This is a genomic window from ANME-2 cluster archaeon, from assembly GCA_019429385.1.
Lineage (GTDB): Archaea > Halobacteriota > Methanosarcinia > Methanosarcinales > Methanocomedenaceae > Methanocomedens_B.
Map to the genome: position 1 here is coordinate 1 of JAHYIS010000032.1, position 26809 is coordinate 26809.

The 26809-nt window shown below is 47.5% G+C and carries 26 protein-coding genes; 16 read left to right on the top strand and 10 right to left on the bottom strand.

Annotated elements, in window-relative coordinates; translation table 11 throughout:
- The first annotated feature begins 294 nt into the window (after nt 1-294).
- Entirely contained in the window at nt 295-441 is a 147-nt protein-coding gene (locus K0A89_10420) for a hypothetical protein (GenBank protein ID MBW6518899.1), read from the top strand.
- Between the two features lie 126 nt (nt 442-567).
- On the opposite strand, the gene K0A89_10425 is transcribed toward K0A89_10420, so the two are convergent.
- Complete coding sequence (locus K0A89_10425) at nt 568-969, bottom strand: DUF22 domain-containing protein (GenBank protein MBW6518900.1); 402 nt, start codon at nt 967-969, stop codon at nt 568-570.
- Nucleotides 970-1119: 150 nt separating this feature from the next.
- Here K0A89_10425 and map point away from each other — a divergent pair, with 150 nt between their 5' ends.
- Nucleotides 1120-1974, top strand: coding sequence for a type II methionyl aminopeptidase (map, locus tag K0A89_10430; protein MBW6518901.1), 855 nt, complete (start codon nt 1120-1122; stop codon nt 1972-1974).
- A gap of 14 nt (nt 1975-1988) precedes the next feature.
- On the opposite strand, the gene K0A89_10435 is transcribed toward map, so the two are convergent.
- The 4 genes from K0A89_10435 to K0A89_10450 all read right to left on the bottom strand — a co-directional run bounded on the left by K0A89_10435 (nt 1989) and on the right by K0A89_10450 (nt 4875).
- Nucleotides 1989-2318, bottom strand: coding sequence for a hypothetical protein (locus K0A89_10435; GenBank protein ID MBW6518902.1), 330 nt, complete (start codon nt 2316-2318; stop codon nt 1989-1991).
- 48 nt (nt 2319-2366) lie between these two features.
- Nucleotides 2367-3509 carry a pyridoxal phosphate-dependent aminotransferase gene (locus K0A89_10440; GenBank protein ID MBW6518903.1) on the bottom strand — a complete coding sequence of 381 codons (1143 nt, stop codon included), beginning with the start codon at nt 3507-3509 and terminating at the stop codon, nt 2367-2369.
- Between the two features lie 241 nt (nt 3510-3750).
- On the bottom strand, nt 3751-4326 hold the full coding sequence (locus K0A89_10445; protein MBW6518904.1) for a nitroreductase family protein: 576 nt from the start codon (nt 4324-4326) through the stop codon (nt 3751-3753).
- 99 nt (nt 4327-4425) lie between these two features.
- Nucleotides 4426-4875: a ribonuclease HI family protein gene (locus tag K0A89_10450; GenBank protein MBW6518905.1), complete on the bottom strand. Its 450-nt coding sequence runs from the start codon at nt 4873-4875 to the stop codon at nt 4426-4428.
- Nucleotides 4876-4914: 39 nt separating this feature from the next.
- On the opposite strand from K0A89_10450, the gene K0A89_10455 reads away from it, so the two are divergent.
- The 3 genes from K0A89_10455 to K0A89_10465 all read left to right on the top strand — a co-directional run bounded on the left by K0A89_10455 (nt 4915) and on the right by K0A89_10465 (nt 7423).
- Nucleotides 4915-5895: a methanogenesis marker 2 protein gene (locus K0A89_10455; GenBank protein MBW6518906.1), complete on the top strand. Its 981-nt coding sequence runs from the start codon at nt 4915-4917 to the stop codon at nt 5893-5895.
- A 6-nt stretch (nt 5896-5901) separates the two neighbouring features.
- On the top strand, nt 5902-6321 hold the full coding sequence (locus K0A89_10460; GenBank protein MBW6518907.1) for a Mov34/MPN/PAD-1 family protein: 420 nt from the start codon (nt 5902-5904) through the stop codon (nt 6319-6321).
- A 145-nt stretch (nt 6322-6466) separates the two neighbouring features.
- Nucleotides 6467-7423, top strand: a complete 957-nt coding sequence (locus K0A89_10465) for an rRNA biogenesis protein (protein MBW6518908.1) — start codon at nt 6467-6469, stop codon at nt 7421-7423.
- 78 nt (nt 7424-7501) lie between these two features.
- On the opposite strand, the gene cfbB is transcribed toward K0A89_10465, so the two are convergent.
- A complete protein-coding gene (gene cfbB / locus K0A89_10470) occupies nt 7502-8962 on the bottom strand; it encodes a Ni-sirohydrochlorin a,c-diamide synthase (GenBank protein MBW6518909.1) in 1461 nt (486 codons plus the stop codon).
- Nucleotides 8963-9023: 61 nt separating this feature from the next.
- Here cfbB and K0A89_10475 point away from each other — a divergent pair, with 61 nt between their 5' ends.
- Nucleotides 9024-9707, top strand: a complete 684-nt coding sequence (locus K0A89_10475) for a TIGR00289 family protein (protein ID MBW6518910.1) — start codon at nt 9024-9026, stop codon at nt 9705-9707.
- Nucleotides 9708-9842: 135 nt separating this feature from the next.
- Here K0A89_10475 and K0A89_10480 read toward each other — a convergent pair whose 3' ends face one another.
- Together K0A89_10480 and rnhB are read right to left on the bottom strand one after the other, a co-directional pair.
- Nucleotides 9843-10061 (bottom strand): transcriptional regulator, encoded by a 219-nt coding sequence (locus tag K0A89_10480; protein ID MBW6518911.1) that lies wholly within the window; start codon nt 10059-10061, stop codon nt 9843-9845.
- A gap of 82 nt (nt 10062-10143) precedes the next feature.
- Complete coding sequence (gene rnhB, locus K0A89_10485) at nt 10144-10779, bottom strand: ribonuclease HII (protein ID MBW6518912.1); 636 nt, start codon at nt 10777-10779, stop codon at nt 10144-10146.
- A gap of 335 nt (nt 10780-11114) precedes the next feature.
- Between rnhB and cdhA the strand changes: the two genes are divergently transcribed.
- The 8 genes from cdhA to K0A89_10525 all read left to right on the top strand — a co-directional run bounded on the left by cdhA (nt 11115) and on the right by K0A89_10525 (nt 22725).
- On the top strand, nt 11115-13493 hold the full coding sequence (gene cdhA / locus K0A89_10490; protein MBW6518913.1) for a CO dehydrogenase/acetyl-CoA synthase complex subunit alpha: 2379 nt from the start codon (nt 11115-11117) through the stop codon (nt 13491-13493).
- Nucleotides 13493-14023, top strand: a complete 531-nt coding sequence (gene cdhB / locus K0A89_10495) for a CO dehydrogenase/acetyl-CoA synthase complex subunit epsilon (protein MBW6518914.1) — start codon at nt 13493-13495, stop codon at nt 14021-14023. The genes cdhA and cdhB overlap by 1 nt, the downstream gene beginning before the upstream one ends.
- Before the next feature lie 53 nt (nt 14024-14076).
- Nucleotides 14077-15489 (top strand): CO dehydrogenase/CO-methylating acetyl-CoA synthase complex subunit beta, encoded by a 1413-nt coding sequence (cdhC, locus tag K0A89_10500; GenBank protein ID MBW6518915.1) that lies wholly within the window; start codon nt 14077-14079, stop codon nt 15487-15489.
- Nucleotides 15490-15504: 15 nt separating this feature from the next.
- Nucleotides 15505-16254 (top strand): AAA family ATPase, encoded by a 750-nt coding sequence (locus tag K0A89_10505; GenBank protein ID MBW6518916.1) that lies wholly within the window; start codon nt 15505-15507, stop codon nt 16252-16254.
- 55 nt (nt 16255-16309) lie between these two features.
- The gene (gene cdhD / locus K0A89_10510; protein ID MBW6518917.1) at nt 16310-17614 is read left to right on the top strand and encodes a CO dehydrogenase/acetyl-CoA synthase subunit delta; all 1305 of its coding nucleotides are present in this window, start codon (nt 16310-16312) and stop codon (nt 17612-17614) included.
- Nucleotides 17615-17616: 2 nt separating this feature from the next.
- Nucleotides 17617-19032 (top strand): acetyl-CoA decarbonylase/synthase complex subunit gamma, encoded by a 1416-nt coding sequence (locus K0A89_10515; GenBank protein ID MBW6518918.1) that lies wholly within the window; start codon nt 17617-17619, stop codon nt 19030-19032.
- 365 nt (nt 19033-19397) lie between these two features.
- Nucleotides 19398-22430: an FAD-binding oxidoreductase gene (locus K0A89_10520; GenBank protein ID MBW6518919.1), complete on the top strand. Its 3033-nt coding sequence runs from the start codon at nt 19398-19400 to the stop codon at nt 22428-22430.
- 106 nt (nt 22431-22536) lie between these two features.
- Nucleotides 22537-22725: a hypothetical protein gene (locus K0A89_10525; GenBank protein MBW6518920.1), complete on the top strand. Its 189-nt coding sequence runs from the start codon at nt 22537-22539 to the stop codon at nt 22723-22725.
- 6 nt (nt 22726-22731) lie between these two features.
- On the opposite strand, the gene K0A89_10530 is transcribed toward K0A89_10525, so the two are convergent.
- Both K0A89_10530 and K0A89_10535 read right to left on the bottom strand, forming a co-directional pair.
- Nucleotides 22732-23556: a 4Fe-4S binding protein gene (locus K0A89_10530; GenBank protein MBW6518921.1), complete on the bottom strand. Its 825-nt coding sequence runs from the start codon at nt 23554-23556 to the stop codon at nt 22732-22734.
- On the bottom strand, nt 23529-24434 hold the full coding sequence (locus tag K0A89_10535) for a TIGR00269 family protein (protein ID MBW6518922.1): 906 nt from the start codon (nt 24432-24434) through the stop codon (nt 23529-23531). The genes K0A89_10530 and K0A89_10535 overlap by 28 nt, the downstream gene beginning before the upstream one ends.
- A 123-nt stretch (nt 24435-24557) precedes the next feature.
- On the opposite strand from K0A89_10535, the gene K0A89_10540 reads away from it, so the two are divergent.
- Nucleotides 24558-25229 carry a winged helix-turn-helix transcriptional regulator gene (locus tag K0A89_10540; protein MBW6518923.1) on the top strand — a complete coding sequence of 224 codons (672 nt, stop codon included), beginning with the start codon at nt 24558-24560 and terminating at the stop codon, nt 25227-25229.
- A 242-nt stretch (nt 25230-25471) separates the two neighbouring features.
- Complete coding sequence (locus K0A89_10545) at nt 25472-26353, top strand: serine/threonine protein kinase (protein ID MBW6518924.1); 882 nt, start codon at nt 25472-25474, stop codon at nt 26351-26353.
- Nucleotides 26354-26809 lie beyond the last annotated feature (456 nt).

The window sequence follows — 26809 nt, forward strand, 5'->3', positions numbered from 1 at the left end:
CGCATTATGGGTTGTTTGTGCTGTTGAGCGGAGTGAAACGCACGCTTGGCTCGAACCTTGCAAGGTTCGGCTGTGGCTACCCCCGCATTATGGGTTGTTTGTGCTGTTGAGCGGAGTGAAACGCACGCTTGGCTCGAACCTTGCAAGGTTCGGCTGTGGCTACCCCCGCATTATGGGTTGTTTGTGCTGTTGAGCGGAGTGAAACGCACGTTTGGCTCGAACCTTGCAAGGTTCGGCTGTGGCTACCCCCGCATTATGGGTTGTTTGTGCTGTTGAGCGGAGTGAAACGCACGCTTGGCTCGAACCTTGCAAGGTTCGGCTGTGGCTACCCCGCATTATGGGTTGTTTGTGCTGTTGAGCGGAGTGAAACGCACGCTTGGCTCGAACCTTGCAAGGTTCGGCTGTGGCTACCCCCGCATTATGGGTTGTTTGTGCTGTTGAGCGGAGTGAAACATAGTGTTTTATTAATCTATATCGACAAAACCAAGCACTGCGCACTTCAAATGAGTTTTAGTAGTGCTGTTTGAATTTAAACCTTTGCTGGCCATGAAGAATAAACAACACTATCTACTTTTCAACGATAACCGGAAATACATTGATCACAGACAACAAGTCCCCTTTTTCAATCATACCATCCCGGATTGGAAGGAACACCACACTATCGATCATACGACTGGTTTCCACAAGCGCCAGTCCTTTGAGTTTGGCCTTTAGCACAACCCCCAGAGCATGATGACAGAAAGCACAGGGTAATGCCACCGTATTCTCTGCAATCACTGCATTCTCGGTAGATATTTCAATGATGTCCCCCTTCTTTATATCCACATCCTCAGCCGCTATGAGCATCTCCCATTTCCCATTCGGGAAAATTATAAAATTATACGGTACAGCGGTCACAGTTTCCCGTTCTATTATATCCTGGCTGCCAAGGACCAGATGGATTGGAACACGGACATTACCATTTGCCATAATTAATGTTAATTAATCTAATAGATATAAATATATTCTATTTTTCCATATCACAGGAAGTCAACAATGCATTTATATGATTTACTGGAAAATGGTACAGGATTGCAATACTAACGACAAACCGGTTACACAATGAATGGAGGACGTAGAATGAATCCAGACATCATGGAATATTACCAGGAAGCAGGGAGGATCGCTTCCAGGGTAAGAAATGAAACGCTAAAGGCCGTTGAAGCGGGGATCAGCTTGCTTGAAGTAGCACAATATGCTGAGGACCTTACCCGCCAGATGGGGGGTATGGTAGCATTTCCCTGTAACATATCCATCAATGAGGTCGCTTCCCATTATACCCCTCTGTCAGATAAGCACATATTCAAAGCCATTGACCTTGTAAAATTAGATGTCGGTGTGCATGTAAATGGTTATATCGCAGATACAGCGGCAACGATCGAAGTTGAAACTCAACATCACTGTGCGCTTATTGAAACTGCCCGGGAAGCACTTGATTGTGCCATCAAGGAAATATGTGCGGGCGTGACAACAAAACATATCGGCAACGTCATCGAACACATTATAAGAGCCAAAGGCTGCCATCCGGTTCCCGCACTCACCGGACACGGCATTGGAAGATATGCTATTCACAATGGCCTCAATATCCCGAACCACAGCAGTGCCGGCTATTCAAACACACTTCATACAGACGATGTAATTGCCATTGAACCCTTTACTACAATGGGAAATGGTCGTATACATTACGGGGAAACAAGAATCGTTTGTCTTACTGATACGAAGAAACCTTCAAATCCTATTTACCAAAAGATAAGATCACAATTCAACACACTTCCCTTCACCAGTCGATGGCTGGATAATCCTGATGACCTGGAAAAATTGGGAACATCCCTCAAGAAATATCCTGTGCTTATTGAGGAAGACGGATGTCCAGTTGCCCAGGCCGAACATACTATCATAGTCAAAGAAGATGGCTGTGACGTGATAACAGCATAACGTGACACTTTATTTCAGCCGTACATAATTTCATCCGGCTGCGTGGATTGAAGAATTGCGATAATATATTCCATGGGAACTGGTGAAAATGATTCCATCTCACCATCATGGTTTGGACACTGCTTCCTGAACTTTATGGGAGTGGCTGGAACTTCCTCTTCATAGACACCGTCCACAACAGGGACACTCGCAGGTTCCAGTATTTCGAAAAGCTCTTCCTTTAAAAGTTGATAATACGTATATTTTTCAGTATGCCCGCATGAATCACATTTGAGTTTAACCTTGTTGGCAAGAAAGCCCTTTTCATGTTTTTTTAACAATAGTTTCTTTAGCAGGTCATTCACGGGAAATACGTAGGTCTGATATCCCTATAAAGCTTTGTCAACGATAACCTATTTATTCAGCAGGTTATCCACCCTGTCAAGACCCTCCCTGATCCTTTCAATGCTGTTAGCATAAGAAAAACGCAGATATCCCTGTGCCCCATCCCCGAAATCAATGCCAGGTGTCACAGCAACTCCTGCTGTTTCCAGAAGACGATGGCTGAGTCCAAGGGAGTCCGGGCTAAACTCTTTCGCATTGGCCAGTACATAGTATGCCCCTTCGGGTTCACTCGCTATCCCAAACCCAATGTGTTTAAGACGCTCTATGATGTACTTCCTCCGTTCATCATAGGTTGCAACCATTTCTTGAACGTGCTCCTGGGGTCCCTCCAGGGCAGCTATACCTGCATGCTGGACAAAACTGTTGGCACAGATAAAGAAATGTTGCTGGAGATTTTGCAGCGTCCTCATATATTCGGGCGGGGCAATGAGGTAACCAAGCCGCCAGCCGGTCATTGCATAGAGTTTTGAAAAGCCATTGAGCACAAAGGCATTATCCGTATATTCCAGGATGGTGTGGTCCTCCCCTTTATAAACCAGGCCCTGGTATATCTCATCAGAAATGATGGGGATACTGCCGGCTATTTCGGCAAGCGCACGGATGGTCTCAGGGTACATCACATGACCTGTGGGATTGGACGGGGAATTGAGCAGGATTGCACGGGTCTTTGTTGTAAATACACGTGCAACGGCATCAGATGTCAGGCTGAACCCCTCAGCCTCGCGGGTATATACATACACCGGTCTGCCGCCAAGGTATTCAACAAAGTTGGGGTAGCTGGCATAGTAGGGATTTGACATTATCACTTCGTCCCCTTCATTCAGCAGACCCATGAACAACAGCAACAGTGCCGGGCTGGTGCCTGATGTCACGATGACCTGCTCAGGACTTAATTCAAGGTTGAATTTCAGGTTGTAATAATCAGCTATTGCCTGCCTGAGCCCGGGCAGCCCCATGCTGTGGGTGTATTTGGTCTCACCGGCCCTGAGGGCGCTGTATGCAGCCTCACAGATATGGGGGGCTGTGGGGAAATCTGGTTCGCCAACCTCAAGGTGGATGATATCCCTGCCTGAACGCTCCAATTCATGTGCCCGCTCAAGGACTTCCATTACGTAGAAAGGGGGTATTCGTGCCGCTTTTTGTGAGAACATATGCTTGTCTACCATTTGTGTTCAACATTCATAGAATGGAATGGAACTATGAGATGCTTCCTTTATTACCAGGGTCAGGTCATTAGCGCCTTTATGAGTTCTCAATTATCAAAGATAATGATATGTATGGATCTTTTTTCTTGATTAATAAGAAATATATCCAAATACTTTTCCCTTATCCTGACAGGAACATCTTACCAATAAAATGGTTTCGGTATGCCATGCAAAAAGTCACCATATTCTACGTTACCCACACTACGTCAGGCTTCTTTTTCTCTGGAACTGCATTTTCACCTGTTGGATACCCGAATATTAATGGTGCTACCGCTTTATACCTATCAGGTGCACCCAGTTCCTTCAGGAAACGGGAATCCATAAGTGCGGGCTGTATACCTCCTATCCAGCAACTGCCGATACCCATAGAATGTCCTGCAAGCATCATGTTCTGTGCTGCCATAGCGCAATCATAATCTGTGGTCATAGCATTCTCATTTCCAAGAATTATCACCAGAGCAGGTGCGTTATAGAACATATCAGTACCATCTGTTTTTAAGAACGTGAGAAAATTCTGTACTTTGTCTGTTTTATGTTCAATAGCTTCGAGTAAGGGTATCATGGATTTTTTCCCCCGTTCAGAGATATTCCGCTTGACTTCTTTGTTGGTCACAACAAGGAAACTCCATGGTTGTATATTGAAACCGGATGGTGCGTACCTGGCACAATCAATGAGAAACTCGATATCTTCATCAGGAATCGAGTCATCTTTATATTCACGTACACAACGCCGTGTTTTTATTGTTTCTATAACATCCTTCATTGAAATCACACCAGTAATCGATATACTATTTCTTTCTACTGTTGATAATGATATTTATAGCATTTGATTTCTTCAACCTGGCACCAGTCTCCAGCCATTTTAAAGCCGGGACTTATCCAGCGCCTCATTCACCAGTCCATCGATCCTCGCAACCCTTTTATCGGTCCTGCGGACATGCTGGTGTTTTACTGATGCGAATTTCTTCCTCAATTTAGATACCTTTTCGAACAGGGGTTTCAAATTCCCGGCCTTCACCCTGTATTGCCCTTTCAGTTGTTTGACCAGTAATTCACTGTCAGAATAATGCTCAACTTCTTCCTTACAGTACTGTGCGGCACGTTCCAGTCCCGCCACAAGGGCACGGTATTCGGCCTCATTGTTCGTCGCTTTTCCTATATACTCGGCCTTTTCCTCAACAACACCCCAATCAGCATCATAGATCCCGTATCCTATGGCTGAAGCACCGGGATTGCCCCTGGAAGCCCCGTCCGTTACTACAAAGACTTTCTGGAATTTCGACATCATATACTCACAATGTTTTAGTAACATAAACAATATTCTCCCACAATACATATGGAGGAATCACATCTGGACCTTGATAAGATAGCCTATGAGATTCGGTCATTCGAAGGACTGACCCGCAAGCATTCTATCTCTGATATTACTAAAATCTTCGAGGAGGTCAGGTCCCTGTACGGAAACTGTATCGTGGATTTCGGGGACGACGCTGCAGTGCTGGATTCGGGCGGCGATGAAGTAATACTTTTCGCTGCCGACGGCATCTGGGGCCGGCTCCTTGATGCCAGCCCCTGGTGGGCAGGCTACAGTTCGGTACTGGTCAACGTCAACGATATCTCTGCCATGGGAGGCAGGCCGCTGGGTATGGTCAATGTACTGTCCAGCAGCGACAAGGGCGCATGTATCCAGTTGCTCAACGGGATAAAGGATGGAATAGCCAAATTCGGGGTCCCCATGGTTGGCGGACACCTGCATCCTGACACTCCTTACCTTTCCCTTTCTGTAGCCATTGTGGGTGTGGCGAAGAAAGACTGCCTGATACGCAGTGATACTGCAGGGGTAGGCGACCAGGTCATTGTTGCCTACGACATGATCGGCAAAGTAGGCCCGAATTCCCCTTATAGCTGGGATACCACCACAATGAAGGAACCGGAAGATGTACGGGGAAAATACATGGTAATGCAGACGATCGGGGAAGCACATGCAGTAACGGCCGGGAAGGATATCAGCAATCCCGGTACCCTGGGTACGCTTGGCATGTTGCTTGAGACCAGCGGCAAAGGTGCCGTGGTCGACCTTGACAAAATACCTGTACCCGATGGAGTGGACTTCATACAGTGGTTGAAGATATATCCTGCCACAGGTTACATTGTCACTTCAGCACCCGAAGATGCAGAGCGCTGTATCCGACTGTTCGAAGATGCGGGTATCACAGCCCGGGTGATCGGTGAGATAACCAGTGACAAAAAGTTAATTATCACAAGTCGCGATGACAGCCGGGTGCTGTTAGACTTTGAAGAGGATATTGTCACAGGGATCACTGCAAGATAAACTGAGGTGTGTGCAACGGTTAAAATTAAAGGTATAGCAAAGTCTACTCTGGATTTCATCCTCGAGGTTTCAAAATCATCTGCACCGAGAGAATTTGCGGGACTATTGAGGGCCGAAGATGGTGTTATAAAAGATGTGATATTCCTCCCCGGTACCGAATCGTCCCAGAGAAGTGCCACAATCCGATTAATCATGATGCCAAATATCAGTATCGCAGGTTCTGTTCACAGCCATCCAACGTCAAATACGAATCCATCCCGTGCCGACCTTGCCCTGTTTGCCAGGGTGGGCGGCTACAATATCATTGCAGGTGCACCCTATGACAGCCGTTCTTGGCGGTGTTATGACTCGAACGGACGTTCGATACCACTCAACGTGCTTGATATCGAATTTGACGATGATGACGCTGACCTCGTCTTATTTTAATAGATAGAATGTATTACCTTTAGTACTCAAGAAAATCTGACAACGAAAGAGAAATTTCTCGTTTCAACAGACATATAGTTTAAATATATTCTCGTATTATTATTATCAAGTGCGTCATGTAAGAACGTGGTTCGGGATTTATTCAGTGAAAAATGGACACGTACTTTCATGTGAACTGTACCCTAAAGACGTGAAAAGCCTTGTGGACAGATTGCAGGAAGTTCAGACAAGTTTAATATCCGATGACTTGGACGGTCTGGACCTGCGAGTTGCTGCTAAAGAATGCGGGTTTGTGACTTCAGAGGAAGAATATAATGCTCTTTTTCATACGGTATACACTGAACTTGCTATTCGGCAGATCACAGCCACAAGGTCGAACGATACAATACTTGTCCAGTCTATCCAGGCCATGGACGACCTTGACAGGATTACGAATGCATTATCTGAGCGGTTAAAAGAAATGTATGACCTGAATTTTCCCGAAATCGGATTAAAAGGTGAAAAGCTCGTACATTTTGTATCCAAACACGGGACCAGGAATAATGTTAACCACTGTGATCTGGAACATAAAAATATCCATATCCTTGCAGAATGCTCAACCGGAATGGAACTTCCTGAAGCATTTGCAAATAGCATCAAGGATATGGCATCCAACATAGCAGGACTTTATGCAGCCAAAGACCAGATCTCCAAATTTATTGGAAACCACATGGAACGGAACTATTCCAATCTATCAGATGTTGCAGGCGTCCATATCAGTGCAAGATTGATCAGTATTGCAGGGGGAGCCCAAAAACTCGCCAATATGCCATCAAGCACTATTCAGGTACTTGGTGCAGAAAAATCATTGTTCAAACATCTCAGAGGTAATGCAACATCACCCAAACACGGTGTGATTTTCCAGCATCCTCTTGTCAGGGAAGGCCCCTGGTGGCTGAGGGGTAAGATTGCTCGATTAGTAGCTGCAAAAATATCACTGGCTGTGCGGGTAGACTTCTATGCAGGGGATTTCAGGAAGGAACTTGCAGAGGACCTTAACAGGAAGGTGGGGGAACTGTATAAAAAGTATCCATCCCCACCAAAACGAAAGAGCGGTAAGTAGTAAGTAAGTAGTAAATAAGTAAGTAAATAAATTGATACCAAAATAGTAATCATACTACTGATCTTTTGTGTTTACGTCCTATTTTTCATCAGCACACGAATCAATGAACCTGGGTGCAAACTCCCGGTACGATGCCGCGTGCAGGTGAGAATAAACCCCTATGGTGTTCTTGACCATCAATCCATCGTACCCGTCTTTAATTCCAATACCCCTCTCCAGTTTTATCCCGAACCTGGCATCATCAGGAATATCAATAATCTCAGAATGGTGGAATTCATGACCAAAGAATTTATCCCTGCTATTTCCTACGGGTGTGCTTTCAACAAAACTGCCACGGCTGTAACTGACCACACGGCTCTGGCCCATCATTGTCCTTCCAGGCAGTGCGCCCACCATTGCATAGTTCCCTTCTGGCATATCTGCAGTGCGGTATGAGGATGTATTCACTTTCCCTGTGACCATTTCACCGGTAAGATACATCAAACCGCCGCATTCGGCATAGATCGGCATTCCGGATTGTGACATCTCTTTTATATGTTGTCGCATACTTTCATTGGCTGACAGTCCAGGCGCATATAGTTCGGGGTACCCGCCCCCAATGTACAGCCCGTCAATCTCAGGCATTTGTGCATCATTCAAAGGACTGAAATATTCAAGTTTCGCCCCTGCCAGTTCAAGCAGGTCCAGATTGTCACGGTAATAAAAATTAAACGCCTCGTCCAGAGCTATACCAATAACCGGATTTTTCCCTTCCGGACCTGGTACGAATATATCTGGTTTCGGTAACTTCATGGGTGATGCACTTTTTGCCATTTCAAGCACAGTATCTATCTCGATACCTTCCCTGATGATATCTTCGATCCCTTTGATGCGCCTGTCAAAATCATCCAGCTTGCGCCGTCCCTCTATTGCAGGGATGAGGCCAAGATGGCGCATGCTGATATTCATGGAATCGTTGCGGTGTATCTCTCCAATGACCGGAGTGCCTGTATAGGTCTCAATGGCTTCCCTGGCCTTACGGGCATGTCTCACGCCACCGATATTGTTCAGGATGACACCTGTTATGTTCACTTCAGGGTCAAAAGACTTGTAACCCATGACTACGGCAGCAGCGCTGCGTGTTATACTGCGGGCATCGATCACCAGAACCACAGCACAGTCCAGCATCTTTGCGATCTGTGCTGTGCTGCCTGTTTCCGTTAGACCTTCCAAACCCTCGAATAATCCTCTGACCCCTTCGATGATCGCAATATCAGCACCTCCCTGGTAACTTATACCGTGATGGAACACTTCCAGTACAGCATTGCGGTGCATCAGGTGGCCATCGATGTTGCGGCCGGGCCGGCCAGTTACTTCAGTATGGTAACTGGGGTCGATATAATCCAATCCTACCTTAAAAGACTGGACACGCAAGCCTCTACGATTCAGCACTGACATCAGTCCTGTGGAAATAGTGGTCTTGCCGCTGGATGAACGGTCTCCTGCAATGAGTATTCTGGGTATGTCCACCAGTTCACCGGGTTGTTCGCTTTCGTTCATATGGTGGAAGAAGGTGACCTGAAACTATATATTTATATTTGTCACCGCTATGTACAGAAGCATGAAACTGGCAGCACTGACCTCTGGCGGAAAAGACTCCATCTATGCTATCCACCTTGCCCGACTTGAAGGGCATGAGGTTACCCACCTGGTAACTATCAAACCCGCCCGGGACGATTCCTACATGTTCCATTCCATTAACATCCACATGGTAGATATGATATCCAGGGCATGTGGCATTCCTCTTGTGGTTGAAACCAGTAGTGGAGAGAAGGAAGAGGAACTTTTAGACCTTGAACGGGCACTGGGTGCCCTGGACGTGGATGGTGTGGTTGTGGGTGCCATCGAATCAGTATACCAGGGCAGCAGGGTACACCGGATATGCGATGACCTGGGGCTTGAGGTGGTAGAGCCCCTGTGGCACCGGGACCCTGAACAGTTGCTCAGGGACATGGTCAGGGTCATGGATATCAGGATCGTCCAGGTAGCTGCCATGGGACTTGATGAAAAGTGGCTGGGCAGGGTTATTGATAGTGCTGTGATAGATGAACTGCTTGAACTAAATCGCAACTATAGAATACATATATGTGGTGAAGGGGGGGAATACGAAACTCTTGTGCTGGATGCACCATTTTTCAATTCGAAGATACAGATTCTTGAATCAAAAACAGCATGGAAGGGAGATTGGGGATTCTATAACGTAGAGGATGTGAAACTTGTACAAAAAGGAGACATTTCCTCATAACGCCCGGATCAACTCGAGTACGTAAAGTCAAACTTAAATCTCAGGTAACAAAAAAAAAGTATGCCTTATCTTATTGATAAAGCAATAAAAGAGTGGATTTCACCCTTATTAATTCAAAATATTATTGAAAAATTATTAATTTTTCTTAACACCCATCCAGCCAGTTCCTTTGCAGGTTCTGCAAGGCATACCAAGATTCATATAACCTCTACCTTTACAAAATTGGCATTTTAAGTGAGGTTCTTTTACCATGAAAGTCTTACTGCCATTACAGGCAATACAAGGTTTTCCTTCCGATTCTCCAGTCCCTGCACAATATCCACAAGGTTGTTCAGCATAAGTTTTCTCAGCCATAATATTCATCTCATTAAAGTCTCGAGGAATCTCGATAAAATTCATCATGGTTTATTATTACTTATCATTTGCGTTATTAAATTCATAAACGCAATTTTTCGAGCAGGTTTTCTGATGTTTTCCATGAATGTCGTGCAATATCAGGAAGACTTTTATTTGATTTTAACCACTCTTCAAGGAATTTCTTTGTCTTGGGGTCAGATGGGTACCCACTGCCCAGAACCATACCCATTTCCTTTTCCATATCCCTTATAATTCTGTCTCTCTGGACCTTGGCAAGAATAGATGCTGCTGCAACAATAGGGTATGTTGCATCTGCCTTGTGTTTTGCTATTATTTCGATAGGGCCATCATACTTCTTTTTCACGTTTACCCCGAACCGTTCCTCCTTAATATCGGCAGCATCCAGATATGCACGGTCCGGCCGCAGGTTTTCCAGCACTTTTGAATGAGTCACCACCATTAACTGGTTCATGGTCATTATTTTTCGCATCTCGTCTATCTGTGCGGCACTTATCTCCAGTATATGATAGTCTGCAGCAATTTCTTTTATCTTTGCTGACAGATAATTTCTCCGCATTGGGGACAGAACTTTTGAATCTTTTACCCCCAATAATTGCAAATCTGGCAGCTTGTTCTCTTCCATGACTACCCCGGCAACTATCATCGGCCCCAATACGGGCCCTTTTCCAGCTTCATCCACACCTGCAACAAGCATTTTATCTATTCCAATCAGTTCTTTGTTCAATTAATATGATATTACCGTATTCCTTTTACATATCATATTTAAATTTTTGTATGTGCTTAATAATCATTATATTTGCGAAAGCGTTTAATAATATAGAATTTATTAAAAGACTAAATTAGCCCAGTCAAATGATATCGAATATATAGTCCTGGTAAGAAAACAGCGAGCATAGAATAATTTGTAACGATCTGAAAACATAATCATATTTAAATATAATTAACGATATATAATTCCGGGTATTGAAGACAAACCATTTGACTGAACCATGCTAAGTACATCTTATCTTAAAAGGAGAGTTTAACCCAATGGCAATTAAAAAAGGCAGATTCACTATTGAGAACCTTGAAAATGTCCAGATAAACATAGGTAGTATCGTATCTTCCGGTGAGGCAGAGACACCAGAAGGTCCAACTCCCGCACCTGAAATTCATGACCTTCGGGATTGGGATATGAAGCTGCTGGACAGGTATGAACCCGTCTATTCACCTGTTTGTGATATGTGCTGTTACTGCACCTATGGAAAATGTGACCTGACAGGGAACAAGGAAGGAGCTTGCGGCATCGACATGGAAGCCCACCAGGCCCGTGAAGCTATGCTTAAAGGCCTGACAGGCACAGCGGCCCACTCTGCCCATGGCAGGCATTTACTGAATAACCTTATCAAGCGCTTTGGAGCAGACTATCCTATCGATGTGGGTCCAAGTAATCTCAAAGCGCCCCTCACCCAGACCATAATGGGTATCAAACCCGAAACTATTGGCGATTTCATTCCGGTACTGGATTATATTGAAGAGCAGATAACCCAGCTGCTGGCAACCGCCCATACCGGCCAGGAAGGCAGTTCCCGGGATTTCGAGTCCAAGGCCCTGCATGCAGGTATGCTTGACCATCTTGGTATGGAAGTGTCTGATATTATCCAGATATCATGCCTGGGCATGCCAAAAAGCCAGGAAGATGCCCCGCTGGTAGACATTGGTATGGGTTCCATTGATTCTTCTAAACCGGTGCTGTTATGTATTGGACATAACGTGGCCGCTGTTACCTATATTATGGACTATGTGGAAGAACATGACCTGTTCGATAAGATAGAACTGGCAGGTCTGTGCTGTACTGCCCATGACATGACGCGATATAACAAGAATGCAAAGATAGTGGGACCGATGTCAAAGCAGCTCAAGTACATCCGTTCAGGTATTCCTGACGTGATAGTGGTGGACGAGCAATGTGTCAGGGCTGACGTATTGCGGGAAGCCAGTAAACTCCACATCCCGGTCATTGCTACGAACGATAAGATCATGTATGGTCTGCCGAACAGGAGCAAGGACGAGGTCGATGCCATCATCCAGGACCTTGTGTCAGGTGACCAGCCCGGTGCCCTGCTGTTCGATTATGCTAAAGTGGGCAAACTGGCACCGGAACTTGCATTGAAGATGGCTCCTATCCGCAAAGAGATGGGCATCACTGCCCTGCCTGACGATGAAGAATTTAAGAAACTGACATCAAGCTGCAGCCAGTGCGGTGCATGCGTCATCGGCTGCCCTCAGGGACTTGATATTGACAAAGCCATGGAAGCTGCAGCAGGAGGAGACCTGACACTGTTCGAGGAATTGCATGATAGGTGTATCGGGTGCGGACGTTGTGATTTCGAGTGTCCGAAGGGCATACCTATACTGAATGTCATAGAAAAAGCATCGCAAAGGGTCATCCGTGAAGAGAAAGGGAAGGTCAGGATCGGCAGGGGCCAGGTAGGCGACCCCGAGATACGGGAAGAGGGGGTCAATCTTGTGCTCGGGACCACTCCTGGCGTTATTGCCATTGTCGGTTGTCCCAACTACCCGGACGGCAGCCGTGACATATATGAAATTGCCGAAGAGATGCTGAAGCGAAGTTATATTGTCGTCACATCAGGCTGCTGTGCCATGGATATTGGCATGCATAAAGATGATGAAGGCAAGACCCTGTATGAACGTTACGCAGGCCGGTTCCTTAAAGGAAACCTGCTCAACACAGGCTCTTGCGTTTCAAACGCCCATATATCAGCAACCACCATCAAAGTGGCGTCCATATTTGCCAGGCGCGAAATTAACGGCAACTGGGAAGAAATCGCTGATTATGTGCTTAACCGGATAGGAGCTGTTGGCCTGGCCTGGGGTGCATATTCACAAAAAGCACTTACGATAGGGACCGGTTGCAACAGGTTAGGTATACCTGTTGTATTAGGACCCCATGGACCAAAATACCGGCGTGCATACCTGGGCAAGCCTTATAACAGGGATAAGTGGAACGTAATGGATGCCAGGGATGGTTCAGTACAAAATATCGAACCCGTACCCGAACATCTCCTGATATCGGCAGAAACAAAAGCAGAAGTCCTGCCTATGCTGGCAAAACTCTGTTTCAGGCCGAGCGATAATAACCTGGGACGAATGATCAAGCTGACCCATTACATTGAACTGAGCGAGAAATACTTAGGTCAATTACCTGATGACTGGTACATATATGTAAGGAGCGAGGCCGACCTGCCACTGGCAAAGAGGGAAGAATTGCTCAAAAAACTGGAAGCTGAACAGGGATGGAAGATTGACTGGAACAAGAAGAAAGTGCTTGAAGGACCTGTCAGGAAGGTTGATGTATCCTTCCAGCCCACTAATGTACCCAGGCTGTGTAAGGAGGCGAGCAAATAATGGCGGCTATTGAACTGGACACGACAAAAAATGCGGTGCCTTTCGACAGGGCAAATATTCCCGGCCCGAAAATGGCAAAAGCCATAAAAGCAGATCTGGCCGGTAAACTTATCTCAAAGGCCAGGCGCCCGCTGCTCATTGTAGGGACTGCGGGTGCTGATGATGGTGTCATTCTTGTGGTAAAACGCATGGCTGAAAAAGGCATTCCAGTGGCTGCTACGGGAAACAGTATCAAGCGGTTGAAAGAGGAAGGCATTGATGCCACCTATGTGAACCTGCACGCACTGGTCTCATACCTGAAAGACCCTGGCTGGAAAGGCTTTGATGGTAAAGGAGGCTATGATACAACCATATTCCTCGGGCATACGTACTACTACGCCAGCCAGTTGATGTCCACCCTGAAGAATTTTACAAAAATCAAGATAATCTCTATTGACAGGCACTATCATCCGAATGCCCAGCAATCCTTCGGTAACCTTAAACCGGATGATTTTTTAAAGACACTGGACATGGTTGTAGCAGAATTATAATGAATTACTGGCAAGAATGATCTAGTAAATACAAAAAATCGTGAGGATAGATAATGGCAGATGAATTCCCGTTTGAGATATCCCCTATGTTCGAAGGGGAAAGGGTCCGTAAGGATGATATGTATGTTGAACTGGCTGGTCCGAAATCCAAAGGATTCGAACTGGTAAAAGCAGTAGGAATGGATGAGATAGAAGAAGGTAAATTCACGCTTATCGGGCCTGACATCTCTGAAATGGAAGAGAGTGGACGTTATCCACTGGCTATGATCTACCGCGTCGCAGGCGAACTGGTCGAGCCTGACCTTGAGGCTATTGTCGAGAGGCGAAACCATGATTTCCAGAATTACATCCAGGGTGTCATGCACCTGAACCAGCGGTATGATGTGTGGATCCGTATCAATAAGGATGCCATTGCAAAAGGTCTTAATTCCTTTGAACAGATCGCCAGGGCTACCATGATGCTGTTCAAGAATGAACTGACGTTTATTGAGAAGATAGAAGCCACCTACATCACCGACCTGGAGAAGGTAGAGGAAGAACTGGCGAAGGCAATGGTGAGATATAGTGCCAGGGACGACCGGACACGCAACCTGCATGATGAAGATGTTGATGAGTTCTATGGTTGTTCTCTGTGCCAGAGCTTTGCACCCACCAGTGTATGTGTGATATCCCCTGACCGTATTGCATTGTGCGGAGCTATCAACTGGTTTGACGGGCGGGCGGCTGCAAAAGTGGACCCCGAAGGGCCGCAGTTCGCTATCGAGAAGGGTGAATGCCTGGATGAATTAAGTGGAGAATATTCCGGTGTCAATGAAGTTGCCCAGAAACTCTCTGGCGGCGAGTATAACAGGATAAAGATACACAGTTTCTTTGAGTTCCCGCACACTTCATGCGGCTGCTTTGAAGTGGTCGGGTTCTTCATTCCGGAAGTGGATGGTATCGGCTGGGTCGACAGGGACTTTACCGGTAATGCTCCCAACGGACTGGCATTCAGTACCATGGCAGGCCAGACCGGCGGCGGTAAGCAGGTCATGGGATTTTTGGGTGTGGGTGTTAATTATTTCCGTTCGCCCAAGTTCATACAGGCTGACGGCGGTTGGGAACGGGTGGTCTGGATGCCAAAAAATCTCAAGGACAAGGTGCTTGCAGATATCCCTGCAGATATTGTTGACAAGGTGGCAACAGAAGAAGATGCCCAGGATATTGATACGCTGAAGAAGTTCCTTACTGAAAAAGGACATCCTATCATTGAAAGATGGACCCCTGAGGAAGAAGAACCTGTTGAAGACGAGTCTGTAGCTAAAACCGGTGCTTTCGGCATGCCCCAACTCGGCCTGCCTGCTTTTAACCCGGCAATGCTGCAAAATCTTCCACCAATGACCGGGGGCAGCAGCGGTGGTGTGAAGGTGACCCTGAAGAATGCAAAGGTCACCATTGACAGGATCATACTGAGCAATAAGGAATAATTGTCCGAGGTTACATTGAACGTTATTGCAATAACCGGTAAAGGAGGTACTGGCAAGACTGCTGTGACTGCCATGTTCATTCGTTCTCTTGTGAACAGGGATAAGACCATTCTTGCCATTGACGCCGACCCTGATACGAACCTGCCGGGAGCGCTCGGGGATGAGGTTGAGGAAACGGTAGGTGACCAGCGCGAGTTCCTGCTGGAAGAGAGGGACAATCTGCCGCCTGATACTGATAAGGAACGGTTGCTGGAGTCAAAGATATACAGTGTGCTTGCCGAGCGGCACGGGTATGACCTGCTGGTCATGGGCAGGCCGGAAGGGGCTGGATGTTACTGTTTTGCCAATAATATGCTGCGTGGTATCATGGACAGGGTAGTAAAGAACTATGACCTGACCATTATTGATACTGCTGCCGGGCTGGAACACCTGAGCAGGGGCATTATCAGGGACGTTGACGAGCTTGTGGTGGTGACCGATGGTTCAAGGCGCGGGCTCCAGACCGCTGAGCGGATACGGGACCTTGTGAAAGAACTGGACCTGAAGATAAAGAAGATGCACGTGATACTGAATAAGGTGACACCGCAAAATCGCGAGCGTCTTAATGAATATGCGCAGGAACTGGGACTGGAGGTTGCGGGTATGGTACCCTTTGACGATGAGATTGCACGGTTCGACCTGAATGGAAAGCCGCTTATCGAACTGCCTTCGACATCACCTGCGGTGATTGAAATGGAAAACATTATTATGAAATTAGGGATTTAACAAAACAGGTTTTCGATACTACATGAAGTATGTAATGAAATAAGGTGGAATCACTATGGCAAAAAAGATCACGTTAGCTGAACTGGGCAGCCTGTTCAATGGTATGGACGTGGAAGCCCTTGAAGGGGTGACCATTGAAGGCGACATTGAGCTTGAGATGGATACCAGTGGCGGGCTCAATCCACAACTTGCTTATATGCTGGGTCATGAAACCGCGCAAATTGCCCAGCACCTGATAAACATTTCAAGATTAATGGGTTATCCTGTGGACCAGTTGTTCGGGTCAATGGCACAGGCGGCAGTTCCCGGTGTAACAAGACCGCAGGAACTGTTAAGGTCAAAATTTGAAGTGGCCAGGATGGTAGAATGGAAGAATCCTATCCAGGAAGTTATCCTGGGCGCCACATCAGCAGATGGGGGAAGCAGGGGAAATACCATAACCCTTGGAGGAGAGAATGCGCTGCCCTATTATTTCGATAGTCCTATGCCTCACCGCAATTACATTACCATGGATGTTTTCGATATGCCTATCGGGATGGCAAAGGCTGTCAAGGTCAATTACGAGGATGTCATCAATAGTCCGGCCGAGTGGGCTAAAAAAGTGGTCAAGGACTTCAATGCAGACATGGTGACCATTCATCTTATCAGTACAGACCCGAACATCAAGGATACATCAGCCAAAGAAGCTGCCGAGACCGTGGCTGACGTGCTCCAGGCAGTGGATGTACCCATTGTAATAGGTGGCAGCGGCAATCCTGACAAGGATCCCGAAGTTCTGGAAAAAGCAGCCGAAGTGGCTGAAGGTGAACGGGTCCTGCTGGCCAGTGCCAGTTTGAACCTGGACTACGAGCGCATTGCAAAAGCTGCAAACCAGTACGGTCATGTTGTGCTGTCATGGACCCAGCTTGAGATCAATGCACAGAAGGAATTGAACCGCAAGCTCATGAAGCAGTGTAATGTCAAGCGCGAGGATATTATCATGGACCCGACCACTGCTGCGCTGGGATACGGCCTGGATTATGCTTACACCAATATGGAGCGCATCCGCCTTGCCGGTCTTAACGGGGACAATGAACTTTCCTTCCCGATGAGCAGCGGCACTACCAATGCCTGGGGTGCCAGGGAATCATGGATGGTCAGGTCGCCCCTGAAGGAGGACAGCGACTGGGGACCCAGGGAATACAGGGGCCCTATATGGGAGATCGTGACCGGACTGGCCCTTGCCCTGGCGGGTAATGACCTGTTCATGATGATGCATCCCGGTGCAGTGGCTGTGCTCAAAGAGATCACCCAGAACCTGCACGGTTCTCTTGACAGGGAAGCTGTGGATATATCCAGCTGGGTCACAGCGGAGGTGTGAACATGAAAATAAACAGCCCCCTTGAAGTTTACAAGTACCTGCCCCAGACCAATTGCGGTGAGTGCGGCGAGGCCACCTGCATGGCGTTCGGTTCCCATGTCATTGACCGCTCACTGAAACTTGAGGATTGTACACCGTTGCTTGAGGACAAGTACAAGAAAAAATACCTTGAACTCAGTGAGCTGATGGCTCCTGAGATACGGGAGGTTACTATCGGTATGGGTGAGCATGCCGTGACCGTTGGCGGTGATGATGTGCTGTACCGGCATCAACTGACGTTCTTTGACCAGCCTGCTTTTGCCCTCGATGTATGGGATACCATGAAAGAAGCTGAACTGGTGGAAAGGGTCACATTCATAAAGGATTTTAAAAAGTTCTATGTGGGGCGGTTCTTGAAACTGGATATGATCGCTGTGCGTTCGACTTCGGGCGACCCTGGCAAGTTCAGGACGGCAGTTTCTAAGGTAATGGAAACGACGGAACTGCCGCTTATATTATGCAGCTTTGACCCTGAAGTGCTCAGTGCCGGCCTTGAGGTGGCAGCAAAGAGGCGGCCTCTGTTGTACGCGGCTACCAGGGATAACTGGCAGGCCGTGGCAGACCTGGTGCTTGAGTATGATGTGCCCACAGTGCTGTTCGCACCCAATGACCTGGATACATTAAAGAGCCTGGCAGGTACGTTCCTGGAGATGGGACGGCAGGACCTGGTACTTGATCCTGGTACAAATCCCCAGGGTAAAATGCTGCGGGAGTCTTTTGAGAATTTCCTGAAATTGAGGCGCGCCGGCATTAAGGAAGGACAGCGTGATGTTGCCTTCCCGCTCATGTCCGTGCCAATGACAGCATATCTGACCGGCGGGGATGCAGTATCTTCCAGTTACTGGGAGACTGTGCTGGCTACAGTGTTCTCTGTCCGGTACGGGGATATCATGATACTGCACAGCATCGAACCGTATGCATTGCTGCCAGAGATGCATATCAGGGATACGATCTATACTGACCCGAGAACACCTGTCAAGGTGGAGCCCAAGGTGTATGAAGTGGGTACTCCGGGTAAGGATTCACCTGTTATCGTTACCACTAACTTTGCCCTGACCTACTATACAGTTGAGAGCGACCTTGCCAGTAATGGCATTAACTGCTACCTTCTGGCTGCAGATACGGACGGCCTGGGAGTTGAGGCAGCTGTGGCAGGCGGTCAGTTAACAGGCAAGAAGATCAATGATGAGTTCAAGAAATCTGATTTCGATTTCAGTGAGAAAACCAGTCATAACACGATTATCCTTCCTGGCCTGGGTGCAAGGTTGCAGGGTGACCTTGAAGATGCTACCGGTCTGAAGGTGATGGTCGGGCCGCAGGACAGCGGGCAGATACCACCCTGGATGGATAAGAACTGGCCACCGGGAAAGAAAGTGTGAATTAAAGTATTATTTCTGGATAGGCGGGTCTGGAAGGCTTACAGGCAATTCCGGACCCTATTTTATTTATTCTTTTTTTGATTGCCCTTTCTGTCCTGATGAGGATTGCCACCTGAAATAGGCCTACTCAACAGTTGTGAGGTCTTATTTTTCAACCATCTTTGACCTATTCCGGATTATAACATGCGGATTCAAAAGGCACATTAGACAGAGAGCAAATGCAATTGAAAATAATAATCGTTACAGTTTTGCACAGTTTATGCCATACCATACGAAACTATATATAGAGAGTTCGTGTTGTTTAAACAAAGAGTGTTTCGAAAATCTGACCTGAAATATCAAAACAAAATAAAGGTGTTCAACATATGAAAGCTATACGAGAATTCAGCAGCACCGAGCAAGATGAACTCCGTGCATTATTCAAGGACCGAGTGAACTTTGAGCGGCTGGAGCGCAAGATGTACTCCCATGATGTGGCGAGCCTGCCCAGGCTAGTTAAGCCCATGCTGGGAAATACCATGCCTGCCGCCGTGGTAAAGCCAGAACATGAAGATGAACTTGTCGAATTGGTGAAATTCGCCAGAACAAGAAAGATACCGCTTGTGCCAAGGGGCGCAGCCACTTCTGGGTATGGCGGGGTCCTGCCGGTGAAGGGGGGTATCGTTGTGGACATGTCATTACTGGATAAGGTTACTGATATTGACAGTGAAGGTCTGTCAGCTACAATCCAGGCCGGTGCTGTGTGGAATGATGTCGAGAAACGTCTCAATCAAAAAGGTCTGACCCTGCGGGTAATGCCAACAAGCAGTCCTGCCTCTACCGCAGGTGGCTGGCTGGCCCAGGGTGGTGCAGGTCTTGGCAGTTTCGAATACGGTGGATTCATCGACAATGTACTATCGGCAAAGGTTATTCTTGCTGATGGTACCATGAAGGATTTTTCTGGGAGTGAACTGGATACCCTGTATGGAGCCATGGGGGCCACAGGTATCATCACATCGGTCACTATCAAGGTCAAAAAGGAGGAACCTGTATCGGTAATGGGTGTACAGTTCGACACTGCTTCTGATTTGACAGATATGCTGGTTACCATTCAGGAAAAGAATATTCCTGTATGGTCAGCCACATTCATGAATCCTGAAGGTGTACAATTAAAGAACAAAGTACCGCTTAAGACCCACCATGGACATCCCGTTGGAGAGCGAATACTGGTTCCTGAAAAGTACATACTGCTACTGGCATACCATGATGCAGATGCAAAGAGGGAATTGGAAGAGGTTGTAAAGGCAACGGAAGGCAAAATACTTGATGAAACGGTTGCCCAACATGAGTGGGAAGAGCGGTTCAAGTCTATGAAGATAAAGCGTCTGGGACCGTCGCTCATTCCTACAGAAGTTGTGGTGCCTGTCAAAGAAATTCCCGGATTTGTCGTGGACCTGAACAGCAAGATCAAAATGCCATTCCTGTTCGAAGGTATCATGATATCCAGATCTGAAGCTGTGATTATGGTATTCATCCCCCACGATGAACGGAGTCTCGGGTTCAATGTGTCATTCCCGCTGGCCCTCAGTATTATCAGGATTGCAAAGCAACATGGGGGCAGGGTATATGCATCAGGGTTGTACTTCTCGAAAGAAACACCGGATGTGTTCGGTGAACGGTATGGAACGATATTGGCATTCAAGAAAATTGCTGACCCTGACGGTATCCTGAACCCGGAGAAACTTACCGGTAAAGCGCTGATGGGGGCCGGTATTGGCCTGGCATCAATGTTTGAGTCCCTCACAAGGCCCGTTGGCAACCTGTTCAAGAACAAAGAAGACAAAGCTCATCCTGATAAGAAAGGTATTCCGGGCGATGTGGTATGGGATGCTTATGCTTGTGCTCAGTGCGGTTATTGTGTACGCGGGTGTACCCAGTACTATGGCCGTGGCTGGGAATCACAATCCCCGAGGGGTAAGTGGTTCTTCCTGAAGGAACACCTGGAAGGCAGGGAGAAGTTCGGACAGGATATGGTTAGCAGTTTCATGGTGTGCACCACCTGCGAGCGGTGCGATGTGGTATGCCAGCTTGACCTGCCGGTCGAGCCTGACTGGATGACCATGAGGAACGAACTTATAGGCGAGCGTAAGAAAATGACCATCCCTCCCTTTGAAATGATGGCTGCAGCACTGCAAAAGGAAGGCAACATCTGGGCAGGATACAATAAGGACAGGGATGCCTGGCTGCCTGAGGATATCAAAATTAAGGAAAAGGCTGATATTGCATACTTTGCCGGGTGTACTGCGTCCTATTGCGAGAGGGATATTGCAGAGGGGACGGTCAGGCTGCTGGATAAGGCAGGAGTTGACTTTACCTATCTCGGCCAGGATGAGCAGTGCTGTGCCATTCCCATGCTGGTGGCTGGGAAATGGGATGTGTTCCGGGAGGTAATGAAGCACAATATTGATGAGATGAACAAGCGGGAAGTAAAAACCGTGGTAACATCCTGTCCGGCCTGCCGTCTCGTTTGGGATACTGTGTATCGTGAATTTGCACAAAAAGAGGGGATTCCCTATACCTTTGAGGCAAAACATTATGCTGAGGTACTTGACGAGAAGATTAGATCCGGTGAGTTCAAGTTCGAAAAGGAGATCAATGCAAAGGTCACCTGGCACGATTCATGCCATATCGGCCGTGCGAGTGGAATATACGAGCCACCCAGGGATGTTATCAAGGCCATTCCGGGTGTTGAACTGGTAGAGATGGAGCACAACAGGGAAAATGCACTCTGCTGTGGTTCTGTCCTGTCACTGCTGGATAATCCGCCTGTAGCTGCTGAGATTGGCAATGTTAAACTTGAGGAGGCAAGGGCGACGGGTGCAGATACCATTCTTGCGCTGTGTCCCTGTTGCGAATTCCAGATGAGGGTGACCAAGAATACGAAGGGTAATGACATCAAGGTGCGTGACCTGGCGTCCTTTGCCTGTGAGGCTATCGGCTTTGACCTGGAGGACCCGTTCGATAATTCCATGATGTTGTGGGAACCTTTCTTCGGCATGATAAACCTGATGAAACCGGAGGCAATGGCAGACCTGATGGCAGAACTCCTGCCTGAGATGATGGCGGCCATGCCCGCACCCCTGCGCGTCATGATGCAGATGGTAAAGATCCCGGGCATGGATAAGGTGATGACACCCCTAATGCCTAGGATGATGCCCATGCTCATGCCGATGTTGATGCCAAAGGTTATGCCGGCCATGCTGGAAGCAGTAGGCAGGCGTATCAGGATGCCCGAAGACATGAAGGAACAGATGCCTGACCTGATGCCAAAGACCATGGAGAACCTGATGCCAAATATGCTGCCTATGGTGGCTCCTTTGCTCACTCCTAGAATGATAGAATACGTAAAGGCGCATTAATAGTGCGCCTTTGCAATCTTATTTTTATAGAAAATAGTCCTGGTTCGGATTGGACATTTCAAGAAGATACTTACATAACCTATCATGGCATATAGCAATTTTATCCATGGCAGACAAAAAGATCGATATTAAAGAATATCTCGGTAATGATGATGCCAAGACTATACGGAATTACCTGAGATTATTGGAAGAAAAACTTTTCCATGTATATTCCCTGTACAGGATTTTCCAGTTAACACTCATTTTTGTGATAATCCTCATCGTGGGATATCTTGTATACATTAACCTTTTTTAACACCGGTCAGGGCCTGTCAACCATCCGGATAGCATCTTCGGGACAGACACGTCTGCACAATCCGCAGCCGAAACACGCCTCCCTTTCGGCAATGACTACTTCCCCGCTTTCATATCTCACACCAAAGGGACAGCCAGGTATGCACAGGTTGCAGTTGTTGCACTTATCTGGTAGTGTCATGGCATACTCATGCCCTTTATGCAGTGCCGAGGTTACACCCAGGCGCAGCCCTTCTGTGCCGTGGCATACGCTGTTATCGCAGTTGCAGATAGTAGAGATGAAAGGAGCCTTGACGGTCCAGACGCTGTGGAATGAACCTTTGTCCTCGTACTGCTCCATGATGGCAATTGCCTCGTCGGGAGAGATGCTGATGTGTTTTAGCTCTGGTATGTCATCTGCCAGGTCACCGTAAGCCCCCACGCCCATACAGCATGCTTCGTCGTTTCCCTTCCTGTGGCGACACCAGCAGTCGAACAGGGCCACGTGTCCTGAAATGTCTACAAGCCGCCGTGCCTCTTCGATGGTGATGACCTGTCCCACGTGGTACTTCTCCATAAGACGGTTAGCGGCCGGGCGTGCTGCATATTTTACGAGCGGGGTTTTGAGCAACACCGGCATTCCCTTAAGCATCATCCCGTATTTTGACATGAACAGGGACACAGGTATTTCCCGGCCGGCAGTGTCCAGGTAGATGGCACGGGCAAGTTCAAGCCGCTGTTTGTCATCAAGGTGCCTTTTCTCAAAGTTATCCACATGATGGAACCACCTGTTGCCTTTCCCGTGCAAAACGCAGAACCTGCACATCAGTCCTTCCTCCCCAGCAGCTTGCATGACTGGCAGGTATCTCCGGCAGTGGGCTCACCGCATATGCTGCACGGGTTTAGCGCTGCCTGCGGGAAGGAATGCCGCAGCGGCTCTGCCAGTTTGTCCTGGCTGCGCAGTACGGAATACTTGGTACCCGGATGCCGGACCTCGAAATCGTTGAGCATGTCCCGTACCTCACCCCTGATGGCCGAGTAGGCATACGGGCACTCAGAAAAATCCACGGGAAGACCTTTTTGCAGCGCGTACAGGGCAACTTCTTTTTCAGGGATGTCCCGCAGGGGTTTTGAGCGCAGGATAAGGCCGGGCTGCACGCACGCCGGGGACATCCTGACCAGCCGCTCCACGTCTCCGCGCAGCAGGTTCATCATAATGGTCTGGGCCTCGTCGTCCAGGTTGTGGCCGACGGCCAGGCGGGTGGCACCGGACTCGCGCGCGGTTTTGTTGAGCAGGTGCTTGCGCAGGGCTCCGCAATAGCTGCACGGTCCCTTCTCGCCGCCCCTGGCTACAATTTCGTCAAGGGTGGAGCCGTATTCGTCTTTGAAACGAGCGATAATGTGTTCAACTCCAAGATTCTGTGTCAGTTCCCTGGCATGCTCCAGGGTCCCGGCACGGTATCCTGATATACCTTCGTCAATGCTTATTGCCAGTATTGTTATGTCCGGGCGCTGGTGGAATAGTTTGTGCATGAGGTAGAGCAAAACACTGCTGTCCTTACCACCGCTCAGGGCCACAGCTATGGTATCATTGCGCCCGACCATGCTGTGCTGGCGGATAGTGTGCTTTACCTTGCGTTCCACGTCCTCAATAAGGTGGTGGGCACAGAGATGGGCACCGCTGTAGGGCTGGAAGTGGATGGCATCTTTGTGGCATTTCCTGCATTTCATGGTGGATTTAGAAGTATCACTATATAATATATGTAATGTGTGCTGATTGTATGTTTTATGATATACCGGTAAAAAATCGACATATTTTTTTAGCAATACGAATATAACACATAGTTGATTGCAATGAATGAAATTGATGTAGTAAAAATCCACACAATGGCAAAGATGTTGTCAGATGTCACGCTTCTGGATGAGACTGATATTTTCATCTTATTGAGTTTAATGGCCGACAGTAAGATCACCAACAATGAACTGGCCAAGGTCATGGATTACAAGGACGGCAACTCTGTGGCATACCACATACGCACGATGCAAAAGGACGGGATTATCGATAAATTCACTGTTACTCCTAACTGGAAGCGCATGGGACTGCCAACTGAGTTCATTATCCTGGCTGAAGCAGAGAATGAGGAACAGCTGCTTGAGATAGAGAAACTGCATATAAAAATAGTGGATGAATATCTGTCCAAGCAGGGGGATATGGTTGTAATCCCCATGATAACGGGCTGTGTCCTGCTGGAGAATGTGTATCATTGTTTCGGTGACAGGACCATGGCGGTAATAGAAGGCAGGGCTACCTCTGACCAGGATGCTGCTGTTTATAGTAAGAATTATCTTGTGAACAGGTATCCCAATGTCAAAGTGAGTTTACTTATCAATAAATACAAGACCATTGGTGATTTCTTTATTCATAAGCATACCATTGAAAAACTGAAGGAATTTTTCCAGTTCAATGAAACGGGTGAACCTGGCAGTACTATAGAAGATTTACATGATCTGCCTTTAGAGGGTTAATGCCTTCGTAAAAAAAAACGTGTAGTCTGCACGGTCAATATGCGAACCATGCTTTTATTTCATTGCTGCCCTTTCACCACCGGAACGGTGAGGTGGTTTCCCCTTAAAGGAATAATTACTCTATTGACAGAATGACCATTGTGTGCCGACTGATTGTTGAACAACAGGTGCTCATACCGGCTCGAGGAAAGAACCGGTTCCTTAGAACACATTATATTTAATGCGTACCATCTGGATGGCAAATGTTAGAAGATATCTCAGCAGTTTTCAAATCATTAGAGGCCAGGGAGTTCCGTGTACTCACCGGCATAGAAGTGGGAATGAAGTACTATGAATGGGTACCTCTGGATGAAATATCCAAATTTTCCCGGTTCGATATGAGCGAATTGCACTATATCCTGAAGAACCTGGGCCACAGGGGACTGCTGAGGCGCCAGGCCGTGCCCTACGAGGGTTACCAGATATATTTCGAAGGCTACGACATACTGGCACTCAACGCCCTGGTCAAGCGGGGCAGCCTGTCAGCGATTGGCGAGAAGCTGGGTGTGGGCAAGGAGTCTGTGGTCTACGAGGGGCTGCGGGATATGGTGGGGGGCCTGGGCCAGCAGCCGGTGGTCCTCAAGTTCCATCGCGAGGGGCGCACGAGTTTCAGGCAGGTGAAGCGCACGCGTGAGCACCTGCAAGGAGTGCACCATTTCTCGTGGATTTATGCGGCGCGCCTGGCTGCGAAGCGGGAGTTCGATGTCCTGCAGCGGCTGTACCCCGAGGTGAGCGTGCCCGAGCCTGTGGACCATAACCGCAATGTGATAGTGATGGCGATCGCAGAGGGGGGCGAGCTGTCCAAGACCAAGGTGCTGGACCCCGAGTGGTACCTGGACAGGATTTTGGAGCAGATGAGGCTGGCGTATGCCAAGGGTGTGGTGCATTGTGACCTGAGCGAGTACAATATTTTTGTGAGCGATGAGAAGGTGACACTCTTCGACTGGCCGCAGTATGTTGAGGTTGAGCATGAAAAGGCAGGGGATTTCCTTGAGAGGGATGTGGGGAACGTGCTGGCTTTTTTTAAGCGGAAGTATGGGATTGAGAGGGATGTGGAGGGGGTTGTTGGGGGGATTATGGGGTGATTGGGGGTCTCAATTTGGTTTATTTTGAGGTTTTTAGACAGTTATTTATGCAAGTGTTCTAAAGGTTGAGTAAGGATATGGGTGTCTACAAACATTTGTTTGTATCCTTAGAAGTAGTTGAAAAAAATATTCCCGTTTATTGAACATATGGGTATAAAGTGGAATATTTTCGATAATTCGCTATATACAGGCCCGGTACATTGTACGGGGTGTACCGGTGACTGCTCATCGTCTAACCATGCTCGAGTAAATAAATAAAAATCTTTTAACCAATATATGAACGATAGTATTTGTTTTGGAATATTTGTATCCTACTTTCCGCACATCTCAAAACCGTTATAATCGTATTTAAATTGAACCAATTTCCCGCCTTTGTGACAAAACAAACTGATTATTCCTTTACGATAATGACATAAGCTCTCCAACCCCTATATTTCTTAGGTGCGTCAATTTTTG